At 62.2% G+C, this 24,559-nt stretch carries 23 protein-coding genes and 2 tRNA genes; 6 read left to right on the forward strand and 19 right to left on the reverse strand.

What is annotated here, in order from left to right; all coding sequences use genetic code 11:
• Positions 1 to 33 precede the first annotated feature (33 nt).
• Positions 34 to 2,514, reverse strand: coding sequence for a TonB-dependent receptor (locus MST27_RS04435; RefSeq protein ID WP_243604798.1), 2,481 nt, complete (start codon positions 2,512 to 2,514; stop codon positions 34 to 36).
• Between the two features lie 1,064 nt (positions 2,515 to 3,578).
• Between MST27_RS04435 and MST27_RS04440 the strand changes: the two genes are divergently transcribed.
• Both MST27_RS04440 and MST27_RS04445 read left to right on the forward strand, forming a co-directional pair.
• Positions 3,579 to 4,490, forward strand: coding sequence for a GGDEF domain-containing protein (locus tag MST27_RS04440; RefSeq protein ID WP_243604799.1), 912 nt, complete (start codon positions 3,579 to 3,581; stop codon positions 4,488 to 4,490).
• A gap of 10 nt (positions 4,491 to 4,500) precedes the next feature.
• On the forward strand, positions 4,501 to 5,523 hold the full coding sequence (locus MST27_RS04445) for an AraC family transcriptional regulator (protein WP_243604800.1): 1,023 nt from the start codon (positions 4,501 to 4,503) through the stop codon (positions 5,521 to 5,523).
• A gap of 36 nt (positions 5,524 to 5,559) precedes the next feature.
• Here MST27_RS04445 and MST27_RS04450 read toward each other — a convergent pair whose 3' ends face one another.
• The 5 genes from MST27_RS04450 to MST27_RS04470 form a co-directional block, all read right to left on the reverse strand.
• Complete coding sequence (locus MST27_RS04450; RefSeq protein WP_243604801.1) at positions 5,560 to 5,979, reverse strand: hypothetical protein; 420 nt, start codon at positions 5,977 to 5,979, stop codon at positions 5,560 to 5,562.
• Positions 5,980 to 5,989: 10 nt separating this feature from the next.
• Entirely contained in the window at positions 5,990 to 7,441 is a 1,452-nt protein-coding gene (locus tag MST27_RS04455) for a GMC oxidoreductase (protein ID WP_243604802.1), read from the reverse strand.
• A gap of 180 nt (positions 7,442 to 7,621) precedes the next feature.
• Entirely contained in the window at positions 7,622 to 8,623 is a 1,002-nt protein-coding gene (locus MST27_RS04460) for a 2-hydroxyacid dehydrogenase (RefSeq protein ID WP_243604803.1), read from the reverse strand.
• A 172-nt stretch (positions 8,624 to 8,795) separates the two neighbouring features.
• Entirely contained in the window at positions 8,796 to 9,437 is a 642-nt protein-coding gene (locus MST27_RS04465) for a hypothetical protein (protein ID WP_243604804.1), read from the reverse strand.
• 87 nt (positions 9,438 to 9,524) lie between these two features.
• Entirely contained in the window at positions 9,525 to 9,824 is a 300-nt protein-coding gene (locus MST27_RS04470; protein WP_243604805.1) for a hypothetical protein, read from the reverse strand.
• 11 nt (positions 9,825 to 9,835) lie between these two features.
• Between MST27_RS04470 and ampC the strand changes: the two genes are divergently transcribed.
• Complete coding sequence (ampC, locus tag MST27_RS04475) at positions 9,836 to 11,011, forward strand: class C beta-lactamase (RefSeq protein WP_243604806.1); 1,176 nt, start codon at positions 9,836 to 9,838, stop codon at positions 11,009 to 11,011.
• A gap of 118 nt (positions 11,012 to 11,129) precedes the next feature.
• On the opposite strand, the gene MST27_RS04480 is transcribed toward ampC, so the two are convergent.
• The 4 genes from MST27_RS04480 to dapA all read right to left on the reverse strand — a co-directional run bounded on the left by MST27_RS04480 (position 11,130) and on the right by dapA (position 14,345).
• Positions 11,130 to 11,219, reverse strand: a tRNA-Ser gene (locus MST27_RS04480).
• Positions 11,220 to 11,337: 118 nt separating this feature from the next.
• Complete coding sequence (locus tag MST27_RS04485) at positions 11,338 to 12,204, reverse strand: phosphoribosylaminoimidazolesuccinocarboxamide synthase (protein ID WP_243604807.1); 867 nt, start codon at positions 12,202 to 12,204, stop codon at positions 11,338 to 11,340.
• Between the two features lie 121 nt (positions 12,205 to 12,325).
• Positions 12,326 to 13,426 carry an outer membrane protein assembly factor BamC gene (gene bamC / locus MST27_RS04490; RefSeq protein WP_243604808.1) on the reverse strand — a complete coding sequence of 367 codons (1,101 nt, stop codon included), beginning with the start codon at positions 13,424 to 13,426 and terminating at the stop codon, positions 12,326 to 12,328.
• Positions 13,427 to 13,466: 40 nt separating this feature from the next.
• Positions 13,467 to 14,345, reverse strand: coding sequence for a 4-hydroxy-tetrahydrodipicolinate synthase (gene dapA, locus MST27_RS04495; RefSeq protein WP_243604809.1), 879 nt, complete (start codon positions 14,343 to 14,345; stop codon positions 13,467 to 13,469).
• 208 nt (positions 14,346 to 14,553) lie between these two features.
• Here dapA and MST27_RS04500 point away from each other — a divergent pair, with 208 nt between their 5' ends.
• A complete protein-coding gene (locus tag MST27_RS04500) occupies positions 14,554 to 15,114 on the forward strand; it encodes a glycine cleavage system transcriptional repressor (RefSeq protein ID WP_243604810.1) in 561 nt (186 codons plus the stop codon).
• A gap of 17 nt (positions 15,115 to 15,131) precedes the next feature.
• Positions 15,132 to 15,605: a peroxiredoxin gene (locus tag MST27_RS04505; RefSeq protein ID WP_243604811.1), complete on the forward strand. Its 474-nt coding sequence runs from the start codon at positions 15,132 to 15,134 to the stop codon at positions 15,603 to 15,605.
• Positions 15,606 to 15,670: 65 nt separating this feature from the next.
• Here the strand turns inward: MST27_RS04505 and MST27_RS04510 are convergent, their stop codons facing one another.
• Together MST27_RS04510 and MST27_RS04515 are read right to left on the reverse strand one after the other, a co-directional pair.
• A complete protein-coding gene (locus MST27_RS04510) occupies positions 15,671 to 16,741 on the reverse strand; it encodes an AI-2E family transporter (protein WP_243604812.1) in 1,071 nt (356 codons plus the stop codon).
• Between the two features lie 19 nt (positions 16,742 to 16,760).
• A complete protein-coding gene (locus MST27_RS04515; RefSeq protein WP_243604813.1) occupies positions 16,761 to 17,012 on the reverse strand; it encodes a sulfurtransferase TusA family protein in 252 nt (83 codons plus the stop codon).
• 106 nt (positions 17,013 to 17,118) lie between these two features.
• On the opposite strand from MST27_RS04515, the gene MST27_RS04520 reads away from it, so the two are divergent.
• Positions 17,119 to 18,549 carry a M48 family metalloprotease gene (locus MST27_RS04520; protein WP_243604814.1) on the forward strand — a complete coding sequence of 477 codons (1,431 nt, stop codon included), beginning with the start codon at positions 17,119 to 17,121 and terminating at the stop codon, positions 18,547 to 18,549.
• Positions 18,550 to 18,591: 42 nt separating this feature from the next.
• On the opposite strand, the gene nadA is transcribed toward MST27_RS04520, so the two are convergent.
• The 7 genes from nadA to pal all read right to left on the reverse strand — a co-directional run bounded on the left by nadA (position 18,592) and on the right by pal (position 24,542).
• Positions 18,592 to 19,650, reverse strand: coding sequence for a quinolinate synthase NadA (gene nadA, locus MST27_RS04525; RefSeq protein ID WP_243604815.1), 1,059 nt, complete (start codon positions 19,648 to 19,650; stop codon positions 18,592 to 18,594).
• A 241-nt stretch (positions 19,651 to 19,891) separates the two neighbouring features.
• The gene (locus tag MST27_RS04530) at positions 19,892 to 21,388 is read right to left on the reverse strand and encodes an acetyl-CoA hydrolase/transferase family protein (RefSeq protein WP_243604816.1); all 1,497 of its coding nucleotides are present in this window, start codon (positions 21,386 to 21,388) and stop codon (positions 19,892 to 19,894) included.
• A gap of 198 nt (positions 21,389 to 21,586) precedes the next feature.
• Positions 21,587 to 21,662 (reverse strand) — tRNA-Lys (locus MST27_RS04535).
• 54 nt (positions 21,663 to 21,716) lie between these two features.
• Positions 21,717 to 22,391 carry a 7-cyano-7-deazaguanine synthase QueC gene (gene queC / locus MST27_RS04540; protein WP_243604817.1) on the reverse strand — a complete coding sequence of 225 codons (675 nt, stop codon included), beginning with the start codon at positions 22,389 to 22,391 and terminating at the stop codon, positions 21,717 to 21,719.
• A 53-nt stretch (positions 22,392 to 22,444) separates the two neighbouring features.
• Positions 22,445 to 23,092 carry a 7-carboxy-7-deazaguanine synthase QueE gene (gene queE, locus MST27_RS04545; protein ID WP_243605052.1) on the reverse strand — a complete coding sequence of 216 codons (648 nt, stop codon included), beginning with the start codon at positions 23,090 to 23,092 and terminating at the stop codon, positions 22,445 to 22,447.
• A 119-nt stretch (positions 23,093 to 23,211) separates the two neighbouring features.
• Positions 23,212 to 24,033, reverse strand: coding sequence for a tol-pal system protein YbgF (gene ybgF / locus MST27_RS04550; protein WP_243604818.1), 822 nt, complete (start codon positions 24,031 to 24,033; stop codon positions 23,212 to 23,214).
• Positions 24,034 to 24,038: 5 nt separating this feature from the next.
• Positions 24,039 to 24,542, reverse strand: coding sequence for a peptidoglycan-associated lipoprotein Pal (gene pal, locus MST27_RS04555; RefSeq protein ID WP_243604819.1), 504 nt, complete (start codon positions 24,540 to 24,542; stop codon positions 24,039 to 24,041).
• Positions 24,543 to 24,559 lie beyond the last annotated feature (17 nt).

The raw sequence follows: 24,559 nt of genomic DNA on the forward strand, positions 1-24,559 counted from the left end.
GCACCACGATGGCGGGGCGCCGCGGCAAAAGAGTCAGAAGTGAGTCAGGGTCAGACCGAGCTTGTAGGTCGGGCCGTATTCCTCGTACTGGGCGTTGTAGCGACTGCGCCCGGTGTAGACGAAATAGGACTCGTCGGTGAGGTTCAGCGCCTCGAAGGTCAGTTGCAGGCTCGGCGTGATGAAGTAGCCCGCCTTGAAGTCGAGGAAGAGCTGCTCGTCGGCGTAGAGGTCATGGGCTTCGTCGTCGATACCGGACACCTCCGCCAGGTACTCGGACTTGTAGTTGGCCGCCAGGCGCATGTTGAAGACGTCGTTTTCCCAGCCGACCATCAGGTTGCCGACCGTATCGGAGTGGTTCGGCAGGTCGATGCTGCGACGCATGCCCTGCCCTTCGATCTCGGCGTCGGACTTGCTGAAGGTGGCGTTGGCGCCCAGCAACACGCCGTTCCAGGGTGCCGGCAGCCAGTCGAGCTTCTGCGAGTAGGACAGTTCGATACCGTAGAGCTTGGCACTGCTGCCGTTCTCGAAGCTCAGCGCCTCGTCGAAGGCCGCCCAGTCACCCGTACCGGCGAGGTCGGTGTTGTAGATGAAGTTGTCGATGTCCTTGTAGAACAGGTAGGCCGCCACGGCGCCTGCGCGGCCCATGTAATGCTCGATGCCAAGGTCATAGTTCATCGATTCCAGCGGCTTGAGGTCCGGGTTGCCGAACTCGGCGTCCTCGCCATCGATGACGAAGCCGGGCGCCAGCTGCTCGAAAGTCGGGCGCACCACGGTGTTGGTCCAGGCCGCGCGAACGAAGGTATCGGGCGTCAGCTCATAACGCGCATGCAAACCCGGCAGCCAGTGATCGTAACGGTTGTCGCTGGATACGGCTTCGAACTCACCGTCGCGCAGGCCGGTGCCCTTGGCGCTGAACTCGGTGCCTTCGTAACGCAGGCCGGCGATGAAACGCCACTTGTCCAGGTCCAGAGTGTTCATGAAGTAAGCGGCATTGATGTCCTCGCTCATGTCGAAATCGCCGATGCGCGACTCCTCCTCATCGTAGAACGCGCTCGGATCCAGCCCGCCGATCAGCCCTTCCAGCGCGCCGGCGCTGATGCCCGAGCCAAAGCGGCCCAGGGCGTAGTCGACGTTGCCGGCCTGAAAGTCGGCCAGGGTCAGGTCGTCGAAATCGTCATAGGCCCAGATATCGACGTCGTTGGTCTTGTCGCGCCGGCTGAGCTTGCCGCCGAACTTGAACTGCGCGGCATAGCCCTGGATGTCGTAGTCGCGGGCAAGATCCAGGCGGATGTTCTTTTCCTTGTCGCGTGCGTCGCTTTCTTCCCACTCCACCTCGTCCAGTTCGAAGCTGGCCGGGTCGTAGAAGGACGGGTCGACGACCAACCGCGGCTTGCCCGTGCTGTAGAAACCGACCTCGGTAAAGTCGCCTTCGAAGGTCGCGCCAGAAATGCCGCCCGGGTTGCGCTCGCGCGCCTGGCTGTAGCCGACCTGACCGCTGAGGGTCCACAGGCCCATCATGCGTTCGCCACCGAACACGTAGGACTGGATGGTCTGGGTTTCCTCGCGGGACTTGAGCTCGCGCCAGCCTTCGGCGTCGCCCAGCTCGCCGGCCAGCTGCGCATCGGCGAACTCGACGCCAGCGGCGTTGCGGGTCTCGGTGTCCTTGAAGCGGCTGTAGAGCGTGCGCAGGTAGTAGCTGCTGAAATCGTCGGGCCGGTAGTCGAAGTTCAGGCCGAGGCCCGCGCGCTCGCGGGTGATCTCATAGTCACGCTGCTCGAATTCCTCCAGCCGCGCGCCGTCTTCGAAATCCCAGGCGCCACCGGTTTCCACGTTGTCGGAGCCGAAGTCGCGCTCCTGCCAGCTCAGCGCAGCGGCGACGCCGAAGTTGTCGACGCCATCGCCCAGGCTGAAGCGATTGCTGAAGGCCCCGGAGAATTTCGGGCTGGTCTTGCCGACGTTCTCGTCATGGCTGCCTTCGGTGCTGAGGCTGTAGAACAGGCCGTCGTGATCGAAGGCGGACAGGCTCTCCACCTCGATGGTGCCGCCGAGAGAGTTGGCGTCCATGTCCGGGGTCAGCGTCTTGACCACCGAGAGTGACTGCACGAGTTCCGAGGGCAGCACATCCAGCGCCACCGCGCGGCGGCCGCTCTCCGGCGAAGGCACCAGGGTGCCGTTGATGGTGACGCTGTTCAGGTCCGGCGCGATGCCGCGCACGCTGACGAAACGGCCTTCGCCCTGGTCGCGCTCGACGGACAGACCGGGGATACGCTGCAGGGCTTCGGCGGCGTTGTCGTCCGGCAGCTGACCGATGCCATCGGCATGGACCACGCTTTTCACGCTGTCGGAGTTGCGCTGCTCCCTCAATGCTTCGTCGATGCTGACGGCCTGACCGATCACTTCGACGTGTTCCATGACGAGCGGCTCCTCGGCCCAGGCCGATCCGGCGCTGACGGCCAGGGCGAGCAGGCTGATATGGAAGCCTGCATGACGAATGCCGCTGCGGTATGTGCTCATGAACAATCCCCCGAACGCTATTTACCGGGTCCATCCCGGAACTGGGGCGGACGGTAGGCGGCGGATATGGCGGTTCTGTGACAGCGGGTGGTGCTGGGGCGCCAGCGGGGGCTTATCGGGGGAGTTTTGGGTGGAAATTGAGCTGGTTTGACCCGTGCGTGGCTCGAAGTGCAACGAACAGCCTCCGTAGGCTGGGCTTAGCCCACCAGTAGCAGGTTTCATTCCGTCACGCTGGGCCGAACGCGGGGGTGAGGCAGGTGTGAGGTAGCGGTTCTTGCCGCTGCTCGTTTTCGCGCGATCCTCGGCGCTGGTTCCGCCCTGCTGGGCGACTCACTTTTTCCAGACGCACCTACCCGGCCGGGAAAAATGTAAGCAAAAACGCTTGCCCCTGCATCCGGACTAGGCGTCCCCGGTTCGCTGCGCTCGACTTCTTTCATCCCATCCGCGCTCCGGCGTACAAGGGCCCATCCATGGCCCTTTATCGCGGGGACGCCTAGTCTTCTCGCGGCATCCATGCCGCTCGCTCCCCTCCACGCGGATTCCACTCGGCCTCCTGAAGGGGCGTTCGGCGGTGTCTGGTAGTTTGTTCGCCAGCAAACAAGCGAATCGAGCTTGTCTCGCTGTTTACGGCCCTTCAGACGACTCGGACTCGATTTCCCTTCAGGAGGCCGAGCGTAGGTGCTGCGCAGGGGGACGCGAGGCATGGATGCCGAGCGAGGCGCGATGGGACATGAATGTCCCTCCGCGCCGGCCCCCGGAGCAGCACCGGAGGGAGGGAAGTTTTGCGAAGCAAACCGGGGACGCCCAGTCCGGATGCAGGGGTGGCCTGCTTTTTGGTTACTTTTTCTTGGCCACGCAAGAAAAAGTGACTCGCCCAGCAGGGCGAAACCACTGCTTCAGCCACCTCGCAAACAGACCTTACAACCAAAACGATCCAGCTCCTCAGTCAGCCCCCCCGAAAAAAGCGGTGAGCCAATTCAACCCCCACCCCATTCATCCAACCGTCACATCCATCTGTTTCCGTGCCCCTCACGTACTGGCGCGCACCTCGCCACGGAGACCCGATGAAATTCCTGAGACTCCACACCTTCACTCTGCTCGGCCTCGCCTTCGTCGCCAATCTAGGCTTGCAGGTCTACCTGGCCACCGGCCAGATCAAGACCTGGGCGGAGATCAACTGGATGGACGTCGCCGGCGAAGGCGGCTCGGCGGCGCTGGCGCTCGTCTGGCTGATCATGCTTCTGCACAGCCGGCCAGCCGGCCGCGTGACGCGACTGCTCGCACTGGGATTGGCGTGCGTGTTTTTCTCCTGGTGGATGGACACGCTGGACGAATTCATCCACCTGCCCGAGCTGGCGGCATGGGACAACTGGCTGGAAACCGCGCCAATGCCCATCGGCCTGATGCTGATCACCCTGGGCATCTACCACCTGAACCAGGAGCAACGCGCCATCAGCCAGCAGATGAGCAAGCGGGAAAAGGGATTTCGCGAGCATCGCCTGTTCGACAAGCTGACCCCGCTGGGTGCCGCAGAGTACCTGCGCCAACAACTTCAACTGGCGCTGGTACAGGCACGCGAGCAGGCACAACCGCTGTCACTGGTCGCGGTTGATCTGGACGACTTCAGCGCGATCAACCAGCGCTTCGGCCAGGCCGAGGGCGATGCGGTGTTGCAAGCCGTCGCGCACCTGCTGCTGCTCAACCTGCGCCAGCAGGACCTGCTGTGCCGCCTGGCGGGTGATCGTTTCGTCGCCGTCTTGCCGAACACGGGAGAGGCCCAGGCCCGTTCGATCGCCTGCGAGCTGCAGCGAGCCGTGGACAGCCTCGCCCACCGAACCGAGCAGCATGGCGAGCGCCTGCACTTGCAGGCATCGACCGTAGCGGTGATGGCCATCGATGACGATCCCGAGCAGCTACTGAAACGGCTCAACCTCGGCCTGGCGAAAGCCAAGCAACAACTGCCGCGCTGCGCCTGAGGGACATCGCATGGCCCTCGGTTACGAGTGCGACACGCGCTTCATCGCCGCTCACCATCAGCCCGCGGTGTTGATCGATCTGGCGATGTCGCGCGGCATCGACAGCCACCAGCTGCTGCGCGGCACAGGCCTGTTCTATGAGGATGTCAGCGCAGGCCGGGCACGTGTCAGCCCGGCCCAGTCACTGATGCTGATCGCCAACGCACGGCGGCTGTTGGCAGCTGATGACAGCAGTTTTCTGTTCGGCCAGCGTCTGTTGCCTGGGCACTACGGTGATGTCAGTCATGCGCTGAACCATGCAGCTTCGCTGCATCAGGCGCTGGACGTGCTGCAGCAGTTCCGCGCGCTGCTGTGCCCCTTGCTGACGCCACGCGTGCTGCACGATCAAAAACAGGTCCATCTCTATTGGACTGACAGCTGCGGAGCTGGCGAGCAACTGCGCTTTCTCATCGAGGCCAACCTGACCGCCGTGGTCGCCTTGACCCGCCGGCTGTCGGGCAACCGGCTGCCGTGGCGCTTTCACCTGGCGTATGCACAGCCGCGCCACGTGGAGCAGTACTGGGTGCATCTGGGGGAAGAACTGGCGTTCGAAAGCCAGATGACGATGATGAGCCTGCCCATCGACTACCTGCACCAGCCCTGGCCAACCGCATCGGCCACGGCTGGCCAGGTCGCATTGCAGGCCAGCCAGGCACAACTCGAGGCGCTTGGCTGGTCACGCAGCTTCATCGACCAGCTGTACGAGCACCTGGAAACCCATATCCGGGACCCCTTGAGCCTGGAACGGGTGGCACAGGCCTTCGATATGAGCCCGGCGACTTTCAAGCGCAAGCTGCACAAGCATGGCACCGGCTTTCAGGAGCAGCTCGATCAGGTGCGCAAGCACGTGGCCCTCTACCTTTATCGGATGAAGGGCTACGGCAACGAGGAAGTGGCCAATTACCTTCGTTTCAACGACACCACGAACTTCCGCCGCTCCTTCAAGCGCTGGACGGGCCTGGCACCGAGCAGCCTGGGGCAGCTGTTCGATTGACCGGCTGCCGACAACGCAGGCGCTCCGAGCCGCCGGCTATACCGGCAGCTCGAAGCGGGCGTAGGGATTACTGCAGGGCAGCCGGTAGCCGAGAAAGGCGACCTTGGGGCTGGCCTGCCCCTGCTTGCGCAGGAAATCGGTCGAGACCATGAAGTCGGTCAGCAACCGACGCTCGAACTTGTCGACGCGTACATTGGTGTAGGCGCTGCCCAGCCCGGTTTCCTGGCGAATCTTGTACAGCCCCATCAGCGCCGCGAGCTTTTCCGAGCCGTAGTGCGCTGCCATGGCATCGACGAACTGACGCTGGTCGCGCTCGTCCATCTCGAAGTCACCTACCAGGCAATGCAAAAGGTGCGGGATGAAGACTTGCCGATCCTCATAGACCCAGGCGCCCGCGCCGACCGCGACCAGGCCGAGCGAAGCGGCCGACGAAACCAGGAAAGTGCGACGTTTCATCGAGGCGTCCTCAGCTGAACAGCAGGTTGGCGGCGCGCAGCGACAGGGCCGCTGCGGTGAGGCTGGGATTGGCCGGTGAGCAGGTCGGATAGGTCGCTGTGCCAACCACCACAAGGTTGCGCATGCGGTGGTGAAGCATTCCCCCGTCGACGACCGAGCCATCGCCCGCCTCGCCCATACGCAGAGTGCCCTGCACATGCGATTCGGTCAGGCGCCACTCGCGGAAATGGATGGACTCCACCGGCAGCGGCGAGAGCAGTTTTTCCAGGTTGTCGAGGCCATACTGCACGCCCTTGAGTCCATAATCCGACTCGCCGCGGTAGTCGATCACCGCGTCGCCCGTCTTGGGGTCGATGGTGACGCGATTGTCCGGGTTGGGCAGGTCCTCGCTGACGAGCATCAGCGGCAACAGCTGGTTCCAGCGACCGACCTCGGGGCGCAGCCCGTAGGGCCAGCGGTTTTCGAAGTACACCAGGCAGGCCGAGTGCTCCTTGCGGAAATCCCCGTCGTACAGCGCATAGTTGAGGCCGGTGGTGATGGTGCTGCCGTCGAAGTTGCCGAGGCCGTCAAGATAGACCTCAACGTTGGCTCCGACCTGCTCGTGCAGGCCCCGACCGGTATCGCCGTAGTCGATATCCGAACGCAGGAGGATTGCCGGGCTCTGGATGGCGTTGGCGCCCAGCACGAACAGGTCCCCGAAAACCTTGAACTCGCCATCGGCGCCACGGATCGTGGCCGCCTTGATGGCGTTGCCTTCGTACTCGAGCGCCCTCACCTCGGACTTAAGCAAGACGTCGACCTTGGGATCGCTGAACAGGTGCGGCAGACCGTTCTGCGCAGTGAACTTGGCGTTCATCGGGCACAGGTTGCAGCTGGCATTGGCGCAACACACCCCACGCGTGCCGGTCGCCACGCGAGCGCGTCCGGTCGGCATGATGAAGTGACGGTCCGGCATCGCCTCCTTCATCAGCATGTCTATGGAAGAACCCTTGTGCGGAGGCTGCGGAAACGGCTGGCTGCGTGGCAGTACCTGCGCCATGTCGGGGTCACCGGCGATCGACATGATCTGCTCGGCCTGACAGTAGAACGGCTCGAGCTCGTCGTAGCTGATCGGCCAGTCGTTGGCGACGCCGTAGCGCGTCCGGGTGGCGAAGTCGCTGGGGTGCAGGCGCGGGGTCTGCGAGTACCAACAGTTCATGCCCCCGCCAAGCGCGATGGTGGTGTTCCACGGTTTCTCACCGCGGTTGTCATAGGTCGACTCGGGCAGAACCAGAGAGCTGGCCTGGTTCTGGATTTGCCAATCCCAGGGGTGGAAGTCGCCCCATTCGATAATCAGGGCGCGGCCGCTGATGTGCTTCAGCGCCTCGTCAAGAAAAAAACTGGAGCCGAACCCGGAGCCGATCACGACCAGCTCGTAGTGTTCCTTGGCGATGTCCCTTGCGCTTACGCGGTTGATCTCCACGTTCTACGTCCCTCTACAGCTTCATCGATACTCGAGCTGTCATACCACCCGAAGACGTCAGGGATATGTCCGCTGCACAGCGCTTGAGGCCGCCCTTGAGCCTGCGGTCGGCCAGTCCTACGAGACTTCCAAGTCAGCGCTAAGTTCCGCCGGCCCAGGAAACGAGGCGTGACGCTGCGTTCAGGCCAAGGTGGGTGGCGTGACCCGATGCAGCGTCCCCGTACCGCGCTCGAATGCGGTGATGTTGTCGAGCGTCGTTTCGGCAATGTTGGTCAAGGCCTCTGTGGTGAAGAACGCCTGATGGCCGGTGATCAGCACGTTGGGGAAGGTCGTCAGGCGCATGAACAGGTCGTCGGCGATGACATGCTGGGACAGGTCCTGAAAGAACAGTTGCTCCTCCTCCTCGTAGACATCCAGCCCGAGGCGGCCAATCTTGCCGCTCTTGAGGCCGTCGATTACGGCCCTGGTGTCGATCACCCGACCGCGCCCGGTGTTGATCAGCATGACGCCGTCCTTCATCTGGGCAATGGCGCGGGCGTCGATCAGGTGGTTTGTCTGCGGCGTGAGGGGACAATGCAGCGAGATGATATCCGAGTCGGCGAGCAGGCGGTCAAACGTCACGTACTCGACGAACGCCTTGGCATCGTGGCTCGGACAGGGATCGGCAGCCAGCACTCGGCAGCCGAAGCCATGCATGATGTCCGCGAAGATCAGCCCTATCTTGCCAGTGCCGACCACTCCGACCGTCTTGCCGTACAGATCGAAGCCGAGCAGACCATCCAGGGAAAAATTCCCCTCGCGAACACGGTTGTAAGCGCGGTAGGTCATGCGGTTGAGGCTGAGGACCAGCGCTACCGCATGTTCGGCCACTGCGTGCGGCGAATAGGCCGGCACGCGCGCCACCGTCATGCCAAGGCGCTCCGCCTCGGGCAGGTCGACATTGTTGAAACCCGCCGAGCGCAGGGCGATCATCCGCGTACCGCCGCCTTGCAGCAGCGCCAGGACACCCGCATCGAGCCGGTCGTTGACGAAGGCGCAGACCGTCTCGAAGCCGGCGGCCAGCGGCGCGGTCTCGGTGGTCAGGCGCGCATCGAGGTAGAGCAACTCGTGACCGTGGCGCTCGTTGGCGCGGTCGAGAAACGTCCGGTCGTAGGGCTTGGTGCTGAAGACGGCGACACGCATGGCTTCCTCCGGCTATCGGGTGGTGTCACTCAGGACGCCAGATGCCTGGCGCGCACACCGAAACAGGCTAGCAGAACCCTCCTCAGGGCGATGACGCCGGGCCGCTGCCAGCGACACGGAGGAAACCGAGAAGCGCGATGCCGCCAGTGCGCGATCGGCGGACTGAACCGCGTCAGAGATTGGCATTGATCCAGTCACGCACCTTGCGCCTGTCCCGGCGCGAGATGAGCTGGCGAGTCAGGGGGCTTTCCGGGATCAGGGCGCATTCCGGGTCGCTGAGATCGCCCAGACGGAATCGCCTCGTGATGCCCAGCGGGTGTCGTTCGGAGCCGTAGAAAGCCGCCGCGCGAATTTCCAAGGCATGAAAGTGCCAGTCACCAACCGGGCAGAGCCCTTTCAGGGCGATCCCGTGCGTCTCGCACACCTGCCGCACCATGCCCTGGAAGGTGCCGATATGAACGAAATCGCCCGTACGCAACGGGCCCTGGTGGGTAATCTGATGGATCGCCAGATCTGGCGTCGCGTCATCCTCGATCCCGTGGCGGATATCGGTGATGTCGACTTCGAGGGTGCCCTTGGACGTGTCGATCAGCACCATCAACTGGTTGATGAACACGGGCTCCGCACTCATGTTGGAAATCAGGCACAAGGACCCGAGCCCCTTGCCGGCGCCCCGGTTGATGATCAGGCTGGGTTTGCGCTGCCGCTTGAAGTTGAGCAGCAGCAGCTGGGCGTAGAACAACCAGACCAGCAAGGTGCAGGCGCTGATCGCCAGGGAGAGGATTTGCTGGTTTTCTTCAAGCCATTCGATCATTGATTGTTCTCAACGGATATCGAACAGCTAAGACCTCGAACGCCGGTTTCCGTGCCGCGCGCCAGCGGTATCACGGCCCGGCGCGAATCAGACCGGGCTGATTTTCTCGACGCTGCTGGACAGCTTCGCGTCCGGTGCGATACCAGGCCGTTCGCGCTCCACCGGCAGTGCTCGCAGGGCCTTGCGCATGAAATACACGCTGAAGAACAACGCCACTATCAAGCCCACCAGCAATGCAGCCGTCCCCATGATCACCTCCGTAAAAGTCGGCAATGATGGCATAAAGACATAGCGCCGAATATCCAGCCGCGCCAGCAGTTGATCTGCCGGGCGCGCATTCCGTAATACGTCCGGAAAGAGTGCTACGTTTGCATTCGTCCCAGCCATCGAGGTCTGCTATGCGCCATCGCTCCTCTCATCACCTGACGCGCCTGTTGACCGCCGCGATTGTTGCGTGGGCCGGCCTCGCCGATGCGGCGTCGCTTGCCGAACAGGATGCGCGCGTTCGAGGTGCCATCGAGGAAGTCATGCAGGCACACGGCATCCCGGGTATGGCCGTTGCCCTGACAATCGCCGGCAAACAGCGGTTCTACGAACTAGGCGTCGCCTCGGAGCAGACAGGCGAGGCGGTCGACCGCGAAACGCTGTTCGAACTCGGCTCTATCAGCAAGACGCTGACCGCGACCCTCGCCACCTACGCCCAGGCCACCGGCAAACTGTCGCTGGCAGACAGCCCGGGTCGATACGTACCCGAACTGGCCGACAGCGCACTGGATCAGGTTTCGTTGATCAACTTGGCCACCCACACGGCAGGCGGCTTCCCGCTGCAGCTGCCCGAAACGGTGCAAGACGAATCACAGTTGATCGCCTACTTCAATGAATGGACACCGCGGTATGCACCCGGCACACAGCGGACCTACGCCAATCCAAGCATTGGCCTGCTCGGCCGGGTCGCCGCGCGCAGCCTGGACCTGACGTATGCCGCAGCGCTCGAGCATGAGCTGCTGCCCAGACTCGGCATGACCCGCACCTACCTCAAGGTGCCTGCGCAAGAGGCGACCCATTACGCCCAAGGCTACGACAAGGCTGGCAAAGCGGTGAGGCTCAACCCGGCAATGCTTGCCGACGAAGCCTATGGCGTGAAATCCGGTACATCGGACCTGCTGCGATTCGTCGAAGCCCACCTCGGCCTCGTCGACATGGAGGGCGCCGTCGCGCAAGCGATAACCGCGACCCGCATCGGCTATTACCAGACGGGCTCGATGACTCAGGACCTGGTCTGGGAGCAATACCCCTACCCCCCATCACTGCAGCAGCTGCAGGCGGGAAACAGCAGCCAGATGGTTCTGGACACCCACCCAGTGAAGGCGATCGTTCCGCCATCGCCGCCGCAGTCTGACGTTTGGATCAACAAAACCGGCTCGACTAACGGGTTCGGTGCCTACCTGGCCTTCGTGCCGGCGCGCAAGCAAGGCATCGTCATCCTTGCCAACCGCTACTACCCGAACGAAGCGCGCGTGGCCTTGGCGTACCGGATTTTGAGCATGCTAGAAGAAGACCAGGCGCAGGATTAACGACCGAGTGGTGAAGGCGACACGGACAACGCGAGGTAATTTGCCCTGAGCGGATCACCAGAAACGAAAAAGCCCCGCTGCGCTTGGCGCGGCGGGGCTTCTTTTCAAGCATAAATAATGGCGGAGAGATAGGGATTTGAACCCTAGGTACCCGCGAGGGTACAACGGATTTCGAATCCGTCCCGTTCGGCCACTCCGGCATCTCTCCAGCGGCGCGCATCATAGCAGCTCGGACGCGTTTGTCGAACCCCAGAAGTGCGCTTTTTTCTCGATTTTCAGCCTGTTGCGGCGGGGACCCCGCCTGGCATCCCCAGCTCGGGCCGGGCTCAGGCTGTCAGTCGGGTCAAGGCCTCGCGGTACTTGTCCGCCGTCTTTTGCGCAACGTCTGCGGGCAGGCGCGGTGCTGGCGGTTCCTTGTTCCAACCGGTGGATTCCAGCCAGTCTCTGACGAATTGCTTGTCGAAACTGGGCGGATTGCTTCCAACCCGGTAGCTGTCCGCCGGCCAGAAGCGGCTTGAGTCAGGCGTCAGCACTTCATCCATTAGGGTCAGGGTGCCGTCTTCATCGAGGCCGAACTCGAATTTGGTATCGGCGATGATGATGCCCCGGGTCGCGGCGTACTCCACGGCTGCGCTGTACAGCGCAATGGAAGTGTCACGGACCTGAGCCGCCAGTGCCTTGCCGATGATGGCTTCGCACTGCTCGAACGAGATGTTCTCGTCGTGATCGCCTACGGCTGCTTTGGTCGAGGGTGTGAAGATTGGCTGCGGAAGTTTGGCGGCCTCCTTCAGTCCGTCAGGCAGCGCGATGCCGCAGACGGTGCCGCTCTTCTGGTACTCCTTCCAGCCCGAGCCAGCCAGATAGCCCCGAACGATGGCCTCCACCGCAACCGGCTTCAGACGCTTGGCGACGACGGCGCGTCCGTCGACCAGCGGCAGCTCGGCAGCCGGGACGACGTCCTCCACGCGATCGCCAGTGAAGTGATTGGGCACCAGGTCAGCCAGTTTGGCGAACCAGAAATTCGAGATCGCCGTTAGGATCTTGCCCTTGTCGGGTATCGGCTGGTCCAGGATCACATCGAAGGCCGACAAACGATCGGTTGCGACCATGAGCATGCGCTTGTCGTCAATTTCGTAGAGGTCGCGAACCTTGCCGGAGTAGAGCTTTTTCAGGCTGAGGGCTTTAGCTGTCATGGGATTCTCGCTCTGGCGAACCCAGGCGCCGCAGGGCGCGGCGGTCGGGCCTGTCATTAAACAAAACAGGCGAAACCGGATGGCTTCGCCTGGATTGGTTGCGGGGTTGTCGGCGTGTGGCTCAGCCCAGGTTGTCGCGCAGCATCGTGAGTACGCGCCGGGCGACATCTTCCGGGGCGACGGTGTCCAGATCCTTGTCCAGCGTCACCTGAACACCTCCATTCACGGTCGTCAGGCGCACCTGATAGCGCTCGGCACGCGCTTCGATTTCCTCGCGGTCCGGCGCGCTGCCAAACAGCCTGGCGAAGAAGCCCGGCTTGTCGTCTGGCTTCTCAGCGCCTTCCGACAGGTTGACATAGTAGACGCCCAGGCTGCGATCAAGGTCTTCGACCAGAATATCGCTGGCGCTGAGTGCGCGACCGACGCTGGACCAGGCCCGATTGAAATCGGTGTCCAGCTGCAAGACGGGGCTGCCGCTGCCGGCTTCACTCAGGGTCACGCGGCTTGGCGCGTCGAATTCGCGTTCGGCCAGCAGCGAGGTGGAACCACCCTGGTCCGCGCGGCTGACGAGCGCGGTCTGCATTTCGTCGAGCAACACGCGATCAAGTTCAGCGTTGGCGGTACGCTCCGGCCAGGCGACGTCGGCATTGTTGCCTGCCGGTCGTTGCACGCTGAGCAGCGACACTTCGCTGGTCTGGCGCTGCACACCCGGCTCGACACGCACACGAACACGCGTCTCGCCCTCACCCAGTCCAAGGTTGCGCACCAGGCCGGGCGCCAGCTGGTCGCGCGTCTGCCAGGCGGTGGTGAACTCACCCGTTTGAGGACGCTCCTCGTCGATCTGGAAGCCGTTGTCGGTAAAGAACTGGCGAACCGCGGTGTAGGTTTCGGATGGAGAGCGCAACGCAACCAGCCAACGACCATCCTCGGAGGTCTGCAGGCTGAAATCGCTGGCCGTCTCGGCGGCCACCAGCCGCTGCGGGCGCGGCACTTCGTAGTCGCCACTGGCTCGGCTGTCAGCCACTTGCTGCGGAATCGGCAGCAAAGGTTCGATGGGGCGCAAATTGGCGCCTGCCGGCACCTGCATCGGCGGCACCTGTTGCGCCTGCAGGTAGTCACTTCCGCGGTCACGGAAATATCCGTCGTCGCCCCACAGCCAGCCGCAACCGCTGGTGGCAGAGATGATCAGGGCTAGCGTCGAGAGTCCGGCCAGTCGCTTCATGCGTGTTCCTTCATTGTTAAACCCGTACACCGGAATTGGTTCAGGCCAGCACACCGGACTGGCGCATGGCCTGGCGCAGTGGCTCCTGGCAATGCTGGCTCAGCCAGGTCAACGGCAGGCGGATGCCTTCGGGCATCAGACCCATTTCATGGAGCGCCCACTTGACCGGGATCGGGTTGGCCTCGATGAACAGCATCTGGTGCAACGGCATCAACAGGGCATTGATCGCCCGCGCCTTCTCGGCATCACCGGCAATCGCCGCGGCGCAGAGCTCGCTCATCGCGCGCGGGGCGACGTTCGCCGTTACCGAGATGTTGCCCTTGCCGCCCATGAGCATCAGCTCAACGGCGGTCGCATCATCACCGGAATAGACGAGGAAGTCCTGACCCACACGGTCGAGCACTTCACGCCCGCGCTTGAGGTCGCCCGTGGCCTCCTTGATACCGATGATGTTCGCCACCGTGGACAGCCGCTCGACAGTCTCGGGCAGCATGTCGCACGCCGTCCGGCCCGGAACGTTATAGAGAATCTGCGGGATGGCGACCGCTTCGGCGATGTGCCGGAAGTGCTGATACAGCCCTTCCTGGGTCGGTTTGTTGTAGTAGGGCGTGACCAACAGGCAGGCATCGGCGCCCGCCGCCTTGGCGTTTTCGGTCAATTCGACCGCTTCGCGGGTGGAGTTGGCCCCCGTACCGGCGATCACGGGAATACGCCCGTTGACCTGATCGACCACACGCCGGATCACTTCGATATGCTCAGGCACTTCGAGGGTGGCGGATTCGCCCGTGGTCCCGACAGCGACGATTGCGTTGGTCCCTTCCTGCAAGTGGAAGTCGACCAGTTTGGCCAGGCTTTCCCAATCGAGACCGCCTTGCGCATCCATGGGAGTGACCAGCGCCACCATACTGCCCGCAATCATGCAACCACTCCTGCCGGAAAAAGAGAGGCGTAATGGTACAAGGCTCCATTGCGCTTTGCGAGTACGCCGGAGGCATCCTGTAGCGATGCCGAGCGGTTGGCTTCGTCGCGCGACCGGCCGACGTGCATTCCTTCGCGCGGTGCTTTCCGCTACCCTTAGCCGTTTTCGGCTTGGCTAGCCGCCCGATTCATCTTGCCAGGAACGCTGCATGCCCCTCCCCCCCGTACCTCGTGAACAGTTTCTCGTCATCAGCGCCTTGGGCAAAAGTCCAATGGAGCTCACCAACGTGCTCTGCAAAGCCAGCCACGAGAATCGCTGCGCCGTGGTCAGCACCCGCCTGACGCGGCACGGCGAGTGCTGTGCGCTCGTGTTGGAGGTGACCGGGACCTGGGACGCCCTGGCCCGCATGGAAACGGCATTGCCCGGCCTGGCGAAGAAGCACGACTTCACCACCAACGTCGTGCGTAGCGAGGCACTGGAAACCCGACCCCAGGCCTTGCCGTACGTGGCGTACGTCAGCTCCGTCTACCGGCCGGACATCCTCAACGAGCTCTGCCAGTTCTTCATCGATCATCGCGTCGAACTGGAAAGCCTCACATGCGACACCTACCAGGCCCCTCAGACCGGCGGCACCATGCTCAACGCGACGCTGACTGTCACGCTGCCTGCCGGGACCCAGATCAGCTGGTTGCGAGATCAGTTCCTCGATTTCGCCGATGCGCTGAACCTGGACGCACTGATTGAGCCCTGGCGCCCCCAGAACCCTTGAAGAAGGAAATCAAGCTCATGGCTGTGGAGATCGACCAACCCATTCCACCCTTCGTGGCCCAGGCCACAAGCGGCGTGCAGGTGACGCAAGACACCTTGAAGGGCAAGCAGACGGTCATCTACTTCTATCCAAAGGACAACACGCCGGGCTGCACCACCCAAGGCCAGGGTTTCCGCGATCTGCATGAAGCCTTTCTGGCCGCTGACACTCAGGTGTTCGGCGTGTCACGGGACAGCCTTCGGACGCATGAGAACTTCAAGGCCAAGCAGGGCTTCCCGTTCGAGCTCATCAGCGACAAGGACGAAGCGCTCTGCCAGCTGTTCGACGTGATCAAGCTCAAGAAGCTCTATGGCAAGGAATACCTCGGCGTCGACCGAAGCACCTTCCTGATCGACAACCAAGGCGTTCTCCGCCAGGCGTGGCGGGGCGTCAAGGTACCAGGCCACGTCGAAGCGGTATTACAGGCGGCGCAATCGCTACAGAGAAGTTGATCGCGCGGCCATCATCCCGGCACTGGGCAACGTGAGATGCCCAGTGCCGGAGCCCAAACGCCACTCTAACCGTCGACGATCGGCGCCGCCGCGCGCCGGGGCCAGGCATACAGCACCGCCTTGAACAGTGTCGCCAGCGGAATCGCGAAGAACACGCCCCAGAAGCCCCACAATCCGCCGAACAGCAGGACCGAGCAGATAATCGCCACCGGGTGGAGGTTGACGGCCTCGGAGAACAGAAGCGGCACTAGCACGTTGCCGTCGAGCGCCTGGATGATTGCGTAGGCCACCATCAGATAGATGAACTGATCGCCAAGCCCCCACTGGAACAAGCCAATCAGCGCGATCGGGATGGTTACCAGGGTGGCCCCGATATAGGGCACCACCACCGACACGCCTACCAGCAGCGCGAGCAGCGCGGCGTAATTCAGCTCCAACGCCGCGAACACCGCATAGGACACCACACCACAGATCAGGATCTCGATCGCCTTGCCGCGGATGTAGTTGGCGATCTGCAGGTTCATTTCCTGCGACACCTGCGTGATCAGCGTTCGCTCACGCGGCAGATAGCCGCTGAGCCAGTCACTGATCTGCTGACGATCCTTCAGAAAGAAGAACACCAGGATCGGCACGAGAATCAGGTAGATCAGCAGGCTGATCAGCAGCGGCAGGCTCGACAGCGACGACGTCAGCACAATCTGGCCATAGCGTCCGATCTCGCCGCGCATGACATCGATTCCGCGCCGTACCTGCTCCTCGGTGAGCAGTTGCGGATAACGCTCGGGCAGCAAGAGCAGCAGCGACTGCCACTCGACCAGCATGCGCGGCAACTCGTTGAACAGCGTCAACACCTGCTGCCAGACCAGTGGCACCAGGAACAACAGGCACACCGTGAGCGCGCCCACGAACATCAGGAACACGAGCCAGACCGCAACGAGGTGCGGTACCCGCTTGCGCTCCAGCGCACCGACCAGCCCCTGCATGAGATAGGCAAGCACCAGACCGGCGATCACCGGCGCGAGCATCCCGCCAAGCGTCAGGACAATCGCAAAAGCCGCCACCAGCAGCACGGCGAGGACGACGGCCTCTTCATCAGAAAAATAGCGGTGGATCCAACCGCGCAAAACGTTGAGCATCGTGAGTCCTCATCTGCCTTCAGGCCTTGCGCAGCCAGTAGCGAAACACGCCGTCGGCGGTTTCTTCATGCAACATCGTATGGCCCGCCAGCTTGGCGAAGCTGTGAAAATCCCGCTGTGAACCGGGGTCCGTTGCCGTCACCTTCAGCACCTCTCCGCTGGCCAGCCGATTAAGTTCCAGCTTGGCCTTTAGCAGCGGCATGGGGCACTCCAGTCCGGCCGCGTCGAGTTCCGCGTCGCAGGGCGGCTCTTTGGTGTGCACTTCAGTCATCGTCGTCTCCTTGAAAGCCCGGCAGGATACCGAGCCCTGCCCGGCTCTGGCCAGCTACCCGAGCACAAGGCTACAGTAGCGCTCCCGCAACGATGAGCCAGTCTGGATGAAACTGCTGCGCCCCACCCTGCTGACACTGGCCTGCCTGCTCGGGCAGCCGGCCATTGCCAACGACCTTCCCTCCCTGGGCGACTCAAGCTCCGGCATCGTCTCGCCGGAACAGGAACATCAACTCGGCCGGGCATGGCTGAGCCTGCTGCGCGGGCAGGTCCCGCAGCTCTCCGACCCACAGCTCAAGGAGTTCCTCGAGCGCAGCGTGTACCGGCTCGCCGAAACCAGCCAGCTGCAAGACCGTCGACTGGAATTCGTTCTGCTCGACAGCAAGGAGCTGAACGCTTTCGCCGCTCCCGGTGGCATCATCGGCGTGAACGGCGGATTGTTCCTGCATGCCGAGACCGAAGCAGAGTACGCCTCGGTGCTCGCCCACGAACTGGCCCACCTGTCGCAGCGCCATTTCGCGCGCGGTCTGGAGGCTCAGAAACGCATGCAACTGCCCTTGATGGCCGCCATGCTCGCCGGTGTGGTGGCCGCCGCCGCCGGTGCCGGTGATGCGGGCATCGCTGCCATCGTGTCGAGCCAGGCGGCCGCGATCCAGGCACAACGCCGCTTTTCCCGGCAGAACGAGCAGGAAGCTGACCGAATCGGTATCGTCAATCTCGAGCGGGCTGGCTACGATCCTCGCGCCATGCCGCAGATGTTCGGCCGCCTGATGCGGCAATATCGCTACGACCAGAAGCCGCCGGAATTCCTGCTGACACACCCGGTCACCGAGTCACGGATCGCCGATACCAAGAACCGCGCAGAGCAATACGCCAACGGCGGTGTGGAAGACAGCCTCCGCTATCAGCTCATGCGGGCCCGTACCGACCTGAAGTTCGAGACGACGCCCGGTCTCAGCGCGAAGCGTTTTCGCGCCATGTTGAGTGATGATGAGAATCTCGATGCGGCGCGCTACGGGCTGGCGCTCGCCCAGATCAAAAGCGGCCAGCTCGAAGAAGCCGCAAGCAACCTCAGAACGTTGCTTGCCAAGGAGCCGGACGAAGTCGCTTACAACCTGGCACAGATCGAACTGGACATCACCGGCAACCGCCTGACGCCGGCGCGCGAACGAACCCAGCGTCTGTTGTCGCTCTATCCTGGCAGTTATCCGGTCCGCCAGACCCACATTGATCTGCTGATGAAGGAAGGCAAACAGAAGGAAGCCGAGCAGGAGCTCGACAAACTGGTGAGCGCCCGCCCGAAGGACCCGGATATCTGGTATCAGGTTGCGGAAATCCGCGGTCTGACCGGCAACATCGTTGGCCTTCACGAAGGTCGCGCAGAATATTTCGCGCTGGTGGGTGACTATGATCAGGCGATCGAACAACTGGATTTCGCCAAGCGCCGCTCCGGCAATTTCCAGACTGCAGCCCGCATCGATGCCCGCCAGCAACAGCTCAGAGACGAAAAACGCATGGTCGAGGAAATGCTGCGCTGACGACTGCCGCGCTCTCCAATACGGAGGGCAAACGCCAGTCGGTCAGGCGTTGCCGGCCTGATTGAGGCGTGCCGCCTGGGTGAAGTCCAGCATGCGCTTGAGCGGTTTGACCGCACGCGGAATCAGCGCCGCATCGACGAAGATCTCGTTCGATCCGGTACGCAGGCAATCAAGGGTCCGTTCCAGGGTATTCATGGCCATCCAGGGGCAGTGTGCGCAACTGCGACAGGTCGCCCCGCTGCCTGCGGTCGGCGCTTCGATGAATTGCTTGTCGGGGCACAGCTGCTGCATCTTGTAGAAGATGCCGCGATCCGTTGCCACGATGAAGCTGGGATTGGCGAGCGTCTGCGCTGCCTTGATCAGCTGACTGGTGGAGCCCACCGCATCAGCCAGCGCGATTACCGCCTCGGGCGACTCAGGATGCACCAGCACGGCGGCCTCGGGATACAACGCCTTCATATCCTCCAGCTGCTTCGCCTTGAACTCCTCATGGACGATGCAGGCACCATCCCAGAGAAGCATGTCGGCACCGGTTTCTCGCTGAACATAGCTACCCAGGTGTTTGTCTGGCGCCCAGATGATTTTCTCGCCGTTGTCCATCAGGCTTTCGACGATCTCGAGAGCACAACTGGAAGTCACGACCCAGTCAGCCCGGGCCTTTACGGCAGCCGAGGTATTGGCGTAGACGACCACCGTGCGCTCGGGGTGCTGGTCACAGAAACGTGAGAACTCCTCGACCGGACACCCCAGATCCAGCGAGCAGGTCGCCTCGAGCGTCGGCATCAGCACCCGCTTTTCCGGATTGAGGATCTTGGCCGTCTCGCCCATGAATCGGACGCCGGCCACGATGACGGTTTGCGCCGCATGCTCGTTGCCGAACCGGGCCATCTCCAGCGAATCCGCAACGCAACCACCGGTTTCTTCGGCCAGGGCCTGAATGACCGGGTCGGTGTAGTAGTGAGCCACGAGCACGGCGTTCTGCCGCTCCAACTCGGCGGCAATCTCGCGACGCAGCAACGCCTGCTGCTCCTGTGACAGCGGCTGGGGCTGCTTCGCGGCCAGGTGGGCCTGTACGAGGATGCGTTCGGGTATCTGCGTCATGTCGCGGTTCCTGCAAGCACACGTGATGCACGGGTCGCCGATTATAGCCTTTGACAACAGGCCTATCGGTCGCAGCAAAAAGGAGGGATACGGCATGAGACGAACGTCCGCAGCCCCGTTCAAGGGGGCGGAATACTAGCCGAAGCGTTCAGGCGTTGGGAAGCAGAGGGGGCGATCAGGAGGAGCGTGACAGGGAGGGGCAACAAAAAAGCCCGCCGGCTGGCACCGGCGGGCTCTGGGGTCACTTGCCCTTGAGCATGTGGCCGCGTTCTTCCAAGTTGGTATGCCAGTCCATCGCATCGTGCAGCAGATGCGGTGTCTGCCCGCCTTTTTTGCACGCGGCTTCGAAGTAGGCGTTGAGTGCGTCGCGATAGGACGGATGCACGCAGTTGTCGATAATGACACGCGCGCGCTCACGCGGTGCCAGGCCCCGCAGATCGGCCAGACCCTGCTCGGTCACCAGGATGCTGACGTCATGCTCGGTATGGTCAACATGCGCCACCATCGGCACCACGCTGGAAATCGCGCCACCCTTGGCAATCGACTTGGTAACGAAGATGGCCATGTGTGCGTTACGGGCGAAGTCACCCGAGCCGCCAATGCCATTCATCATCTTCGTGCCACCGACATGTGTGGAGTTCACGTTGCCGTAGATATCGAACTCGAGTGCGGTGTTGATGCCGATGATGCCGATACGACGCACCAGCTCCGGATGGTTGGAGATTTCCTGCGGACGCAGCACCAGCTTGTCCTTGTACTTTTCCAGATTGCCAAACACCCGGTCATTGCAGCGCTGCGACAGGGTGATGGAGCAGCCCGACGCAAAGACCATCTTGCCGGCGTCGATCAGCTCGAAGGTGGAGTCTTGCAGCACTTCGGAGTACATGACCAGGTTTTCGAACGGCGAGTCGATCAGGCCGCACATCACCGCGTTGGCGATGTTGCCGATCCCCGCCTGCAGCGGTCCGAGGCTGTTGCTCAGGCGACCCGCATCCACTTCCTTCTTGAAGAAATGGATCAGATGGTTGGCGATGGCCTGGGTCTCGTCGTCCGGCGGCGTGACGGTGGAGTACGAATCCGGCTGGTCGGTGATGACGATCGCGGCAATCTTGGCCGGATCGACCGGAATGGCGGAAACACCGATACGGTCATCGACCTTCATCAACGGAATCGGCTGACGGTTCGGACGCTCGCCCGGAATGTAGATGTCGTGCAGACCTTCCAGATTCGGGTTATGCGCCATGTTCAGTTCGATAATCACCTTGTCGGCGAACAGCGCGAGGTTGGCCGAGTTGCCTACCGAGGTCGTGGGGACGATGTGCCCCTGCTCGGTGATGGCGACCGCTTCGATGATGGCCAGATCCGGTTTCTTGATCTGATGGTTACGCATCTGCTCGACGGTATGCGACAGGTGCTGGTCGATGAACATGACCTCGCCGCCGTTGATCGCTTTGCGCAACGCTGCATCCGCCTGGAACGGCATCCGGCGCGCCAGCAGACCGGCTTCGGCCATCAGGCCGTCCAGGTCATTGCCGAGGCTGGCACCGGTGATAAGACTGATTTTCAGCGGCTTGTCCTTGGCGCGCTTGATCAGCGCCATCGGGACTGCCTTGGCTTCGCCGGCGCGGGTAAAACCGCTCATGCCGACAGTCATGCCGTCGACTACATGGGTAGCAGCCTCGTCGGCGCTCATGACCTTGCTATGCAGGGAGGACAGGCGGATGCGATCAGAATACATTTGAGCCTCGAACCACTGTGAAATCGGAAGGTGGCAGTCTAGTACGTTTAAAGACGCTCGGGTCACATACCAAGGTCGTAGAGGAATAAGCCTTGATTACCGTCTCGCAGGGTCTTTTTTCAGCTTTATAAACTGCAGACATAAAAAAACCGGATGACCTGAAGGTCGTCCGGCTATTTCCCCTCGACGGGGTGTGTATGGTGGGTCGTGTAGGATTCGAACCTACGACCAATTGGTTAAAAGCCAACTGCTCTACCAACTGAGCTAACGACCCAATGCGGGGCGCATGATACTGATTTGATTCAGGAATTCAAACTATTTTTTGATTTCAGGCATAACGGGTCGGATCGGCCAGCCCGGCGTCAGCGAAGCCTGCGGCACGTAGCCGGCAGCTGTCACACTTACCGCAGGCGCGCCCATCATCATCGGCCTGGTAGCAGGATACCGTCGTACCGTAATCGACGCCGAGTCGAGTTCCGGCCAGCACGATCTCGGCCTTGCTCAGGCTCTGCAGCGGAGCGCGAATACGAAACCCCTGGCCTTCCACGCCTGCCTTGGTCGCCAGATTGGCAAGCCGCTCGAAGGCCGCGATGAACTCGGGACGGCAATCGGGATACCCGGAATAGTCGACTGCATTAACACCGATGAAGATGTCGCGCGCGCCCAACACCTCGGCCCAGCCAAGCGCCAACGACAGGAACAGCGTGTTGCGCGCCGGAACGTAAGTCACCGGGATACCTTCGACGGCGGCCTCCGGCACGGCGATCGTCGTATCGGTCAGTGCCGATCCACCGATCCCGTTGAGATTCATACCGATCACCTTGTGCTCGACGACGCCAAGCTGCCGGGCCACTCGCTCGGCCGCCTGCAGCTCGGCGCGATGACGCTGGCCGTAATCGAAGCTCATCGTGTAGCAAACGTATCCTTCAGCCCGCGCCATCGCCACGACCGTGGCCGAGTCGAGCCCGCCCGAGAGCAAGACAACTGCCTTCTTTTCACTCATATCCTTCTACCTTGTCGAGAGAACACCTTAGCGCAACATGGCAGGCGCAGGCATCAACGCCCGCGCGCATCGTTCCAGAGAATCTTGTGCAGTTGAAGCTGAAGCCTGACGGGCAGGTTGTCCTGCACGATCCAGTCGGCAAGTTCGCGCGCATCGATCTGGCCGTGGCTCGGCGAAAACAACACTTCGCCTGCCCGCTTCTCGAGGCCGTACTCGATGAGCTTGGACACAGCCCAGTGGTAGTCCTCGCGAGAACAGATCACGAACTTGACCTGGTCATTAGGCGTCAACAGCGCGACGTTCTCGTAACGATTGCGGTGCGCTTCGGCCGATCCCGGAGTTTTCAGATCGACCACGCGACTGACGCGGGCGTCCGCTACTGAAATATCCAGCGCACCGCTGGTTTCCAGCGAGACCTCATAGCCTGAGTCACACAAGTGACGCAACAGCTCCGCGCAATTGGGCTGGGCCAACGGCTCCCCACCCGTCACACAGACGTAACGTGGATTGAAGGATGCGATCCGCTCGAGAATCGCATCGATTCCCATCAGCTCGCCGCCGCTGAAGGCATAGGCCGTATCGCAATATTGACAGCGCAGGGGACAGCCGGTCAGGCGAACGAACACGGTGGGCAGGCCACTGGTGCGCGTTTCCCCCTGCAGCGAGTAGAAAATCTCGGATATTCGCAGGGTATGGTGCATATCAGCCACGGGCGTGACGGCTAAACAGGCCATCCGCCTCCGTTGCGGGAAAGGGGGCGCGATTTTAACGAAAAAACCCGCCATTGGGCGGGTTTTATTGAAAAGCCTGAGCTCTGCGATCAGCGGCTCAATTGCCGCTGCGCCAATTGGGCGGCAGAGCTGTTCGGAAAGTCCGCAATTACCTGCCGGAGAATCCCGTTAGCCTTGTCTCGGTTACCCAAACGAAGCTCGACATCCGCGAGCTTGTACAGCGAATCCGGGACCTTGTTGTGCTGAGGATAGGCCTGACTCACCTTCGCGAACGCCTGACCCGCCGCCTGCAGATCGCCCTTGGCAAGGTTGACCTCACCCAACCAGTACTGGGCGTTTCCCGCGTAGGGGCTGCTCGGGTACTTGCGCAGGAACGCAGCGAAAGCCTGGCTGGCCTTGTCGAAATCCTTCGCCTTGATGAGATCGAACGCCGCATCGTAATACAGCTTTTCTTTCTCCGGGTCAGAGGACTCACCTGAACCCGACTCTTGCGCAACCGCATCGTTCGATGCTTGCGCCGGACCAGCGGCCGTGTTGCCGCTGGCAGAAGCATTCTGACTGGAACCCCCACCCGCCGACATATCGGACAGACGACGATCCAGATCTTGGTAACGCTCCAGCCCTTCCTGTTTGAGGCGCTGGATTTCGTTCTCCTGCACTTCGAGCATGCCGCGCAATTGCGCAATCTCTTCCTGCATCTGCTGCAACTGCACGAAGAGCATGCCCTGTGCGGAAGACGGAGCAGCAGCCCCGCCTCCCGCGTAGGCACCGTTATTATCCGCCCCGGCCGAGTAACCCGACGGCGCGTCACCAGCGGTTTGCGAGTCGTATTCCACAACCGGAACCTGAGCCGCCGCAAATAACGGCAGGCCAAGCGCCAAGAGCGGCAGAGCGTAACGGTGCTTGAGCATGGCTATTACTTACGCAGCTCTACGCGACGGTTCTGAGCCCACGACTGCTCGTCGTTACCCATGGCCACCGGACGCTCTTCGCCGTAGGAAACCAGCTCCAGCTGAGCAGGCGATACGCCTTGCAGGACCAGATAACGCTGAACGGCCTTCGAGCGACGCTCGCCCAGAGCCATGTTGTACTCGCGAGTACCACGCTCGTCGGTGTGGCCTTCCAGTACGACGCGATTGCCAGCGGACTTCAGGTCCTTGGCATGAACGTCCAGAGCGCGCATGGCTTCCGGCTTCAGATCGGAGCTGTCGTACTCGAAGTAGAAGGTGGTGATAGCGCGCAGAGCGGCTTCTTCGCTCATGCTGCCGTCGACGGCACCACTGTCAGCGCCGTAGCCAGCGTTCGGATCGACAGCAGTAGAGCCTTCGCCGGAATCGTCGCCGCCCTTGGACGAACAACCTACGGCTACGGCCATAGCCAGAGCCAGCGCAGCGAACTTACCGAATTTCAGCATTTCCATGTGTAACAACCCCAGGT

Origin of the sequence: Stutzerimonas marianensis (assembly GCF_022810315.1) — a bacterium.
GTDB classification, from domain to species: domain Bacteria; phylum Pseudomonadota; class Gammaproteobacteria; order Pseudomonadales; family Pseudomonadaceae; genus Stutzerimonas; species Stutzerimonas marianensis.

Coding starts and splice junctions, on each gene's coding strand:
- MST27_RS04435 (WP_243604798.1), bottom strand. CDS start 2,514: ATGAGCACATACCGCAGCGGCATTCGTCATGCAGGCTTCCATATCAGC.
- ybgF (WP_243604818.1), bottom strand. CDS start 24,033: ATGCTCAAGCACCGTTACGCTCTGCCGCTCTTGGCGCTTGGCCTGCCG.
- bamC (WP_243604808.1), bottom strand. CDS start 13,426: ATGAAGCGACTGGCCGGACTCTCGACGCTAGCCCTGATCATCTCTGCC.
- pal (WP_243604819.1), bottom strand. CDS start 24,542: ATGGAAATGCTGAAATTCGGTAAGTTCGCTGCGCTGGCTCTGGCTATG.
- MST27_RS04450 (WP_243604801.1), bottom strand. CDS start 5,979: ATGAAACGTCGCACTTTCCTGGTTTCGTCGGCCGCTTCGCTCGGCCTG.
- nadA (WP_243604815.1), bottom strand. CDS start 19,650: ATGACGCAGATACCCGAACGCATCCTCGTACAGGCCCACCTGGCCGCG.
- MST27_RS04515 (WP_243604813.1), bottom strand. CDS start 17,012: ATGACTGAAGTGCACACCAAAGAGCCGCCCTGCGACGCGGAACTCGAC.
- MST27_RS04530 (WP_243604816.1), bottom strand. CDS start 21,388: ATGTATTCTGATCGCATCCGCCTGTCCTCCCTGCATAGCAAGGTCATG.
- MST27_RS04485 (WP_243604807.1), bottom strand. CDS start 12,204: ATGACAGCTAAAGCCCTCAGCCTGAAAAAGCTCTACTCCGGCAAGGTT.
- MST27_RS04505 (WP_243604811.1), top strand. CDS start 15,132: ATGGCTGTGGAGATCGACCAACCCATTCCACCCTTCGTGGCCCAGGCC.
- MST27_RS04465 (WP_243604804.1), bottom strand. CDS start 9,437: ATGATCGAATGGCTTGAAGAAAACCAGCAAATCCTCTCCCTGGCGATC.
- MST27_RS04520 (WP_243604814.1), top strand. CDS start 17,119: ATGAAACTGCTGCGCCCCACCCTGCTGACACTGGCCTGCCTGCTCGGG.
- MST27_RS04460 (WP_243604803.1), bottom strand. CDS start 8,623: ATGCGTGTCGCCGTCTTCAGCACCAAGCCCTACGACCGGACGTTTCTC.
- MST27_RS04500 (WP_243604810.1), top strand. CDS start 14,554: ATGCCCCTCCCCCCCGTACCTCGTGAACAGTTTCTCGTCATCAGCGCC.
- MST27_RS04440 (WP_243604799.1), top strand. CDS start 3,579: ATGAAATTCCTGAGACTCCACACCTTCACTCTGCTCGGCCTCGCCTTC.
- ampC (WP_243604806.1), top strand. CDS start 9,836: ATGCGCCATCGCTCCTCTCATCACCTGACGCGCCTGTTGACCGCCGCG.
- queE (WP_243605052.1), bottom strand. CDS start 23,092: ATGCACCATACCCTGCGAATATCCGAGATTTTCTACTCGCTGCAGGGG.
- dapA (WP_243604809.1), bottom strand. CDS start 14,345: ATGATTGCGGGCAGTATGGTGGCGCTGGTCACTCCCATGGATGCGCAA.
- queC (WP_243604817.1), bottom strand. CDS start 22,391: ATGAGTGAAAAGAAGGCAGTTGTCTTGCTCTCGGGCGGGCTCGACTCG.
- MST27_RS04510 (WP_243604812.1), bottom strand. CDS start 16,741: ATGCTCAACGTTTTGCGCGGTTGGATCCACCGCTATTTTTCTGATGAA.
- MST27_RS04470 (WP_243604805.1), bottom strand. CDS start 9,824: ATGGCTGGGACGAATGCAAACGTAGCACTCTTTCCGGACGTATTACGG.
- MST27_RS04445 (WP_243604800.1), top strand. CDS start 4,501: ATGGCCCTCGGTTACGAGTGCGACACGCGCTTCATCGCCGCTCACCAT.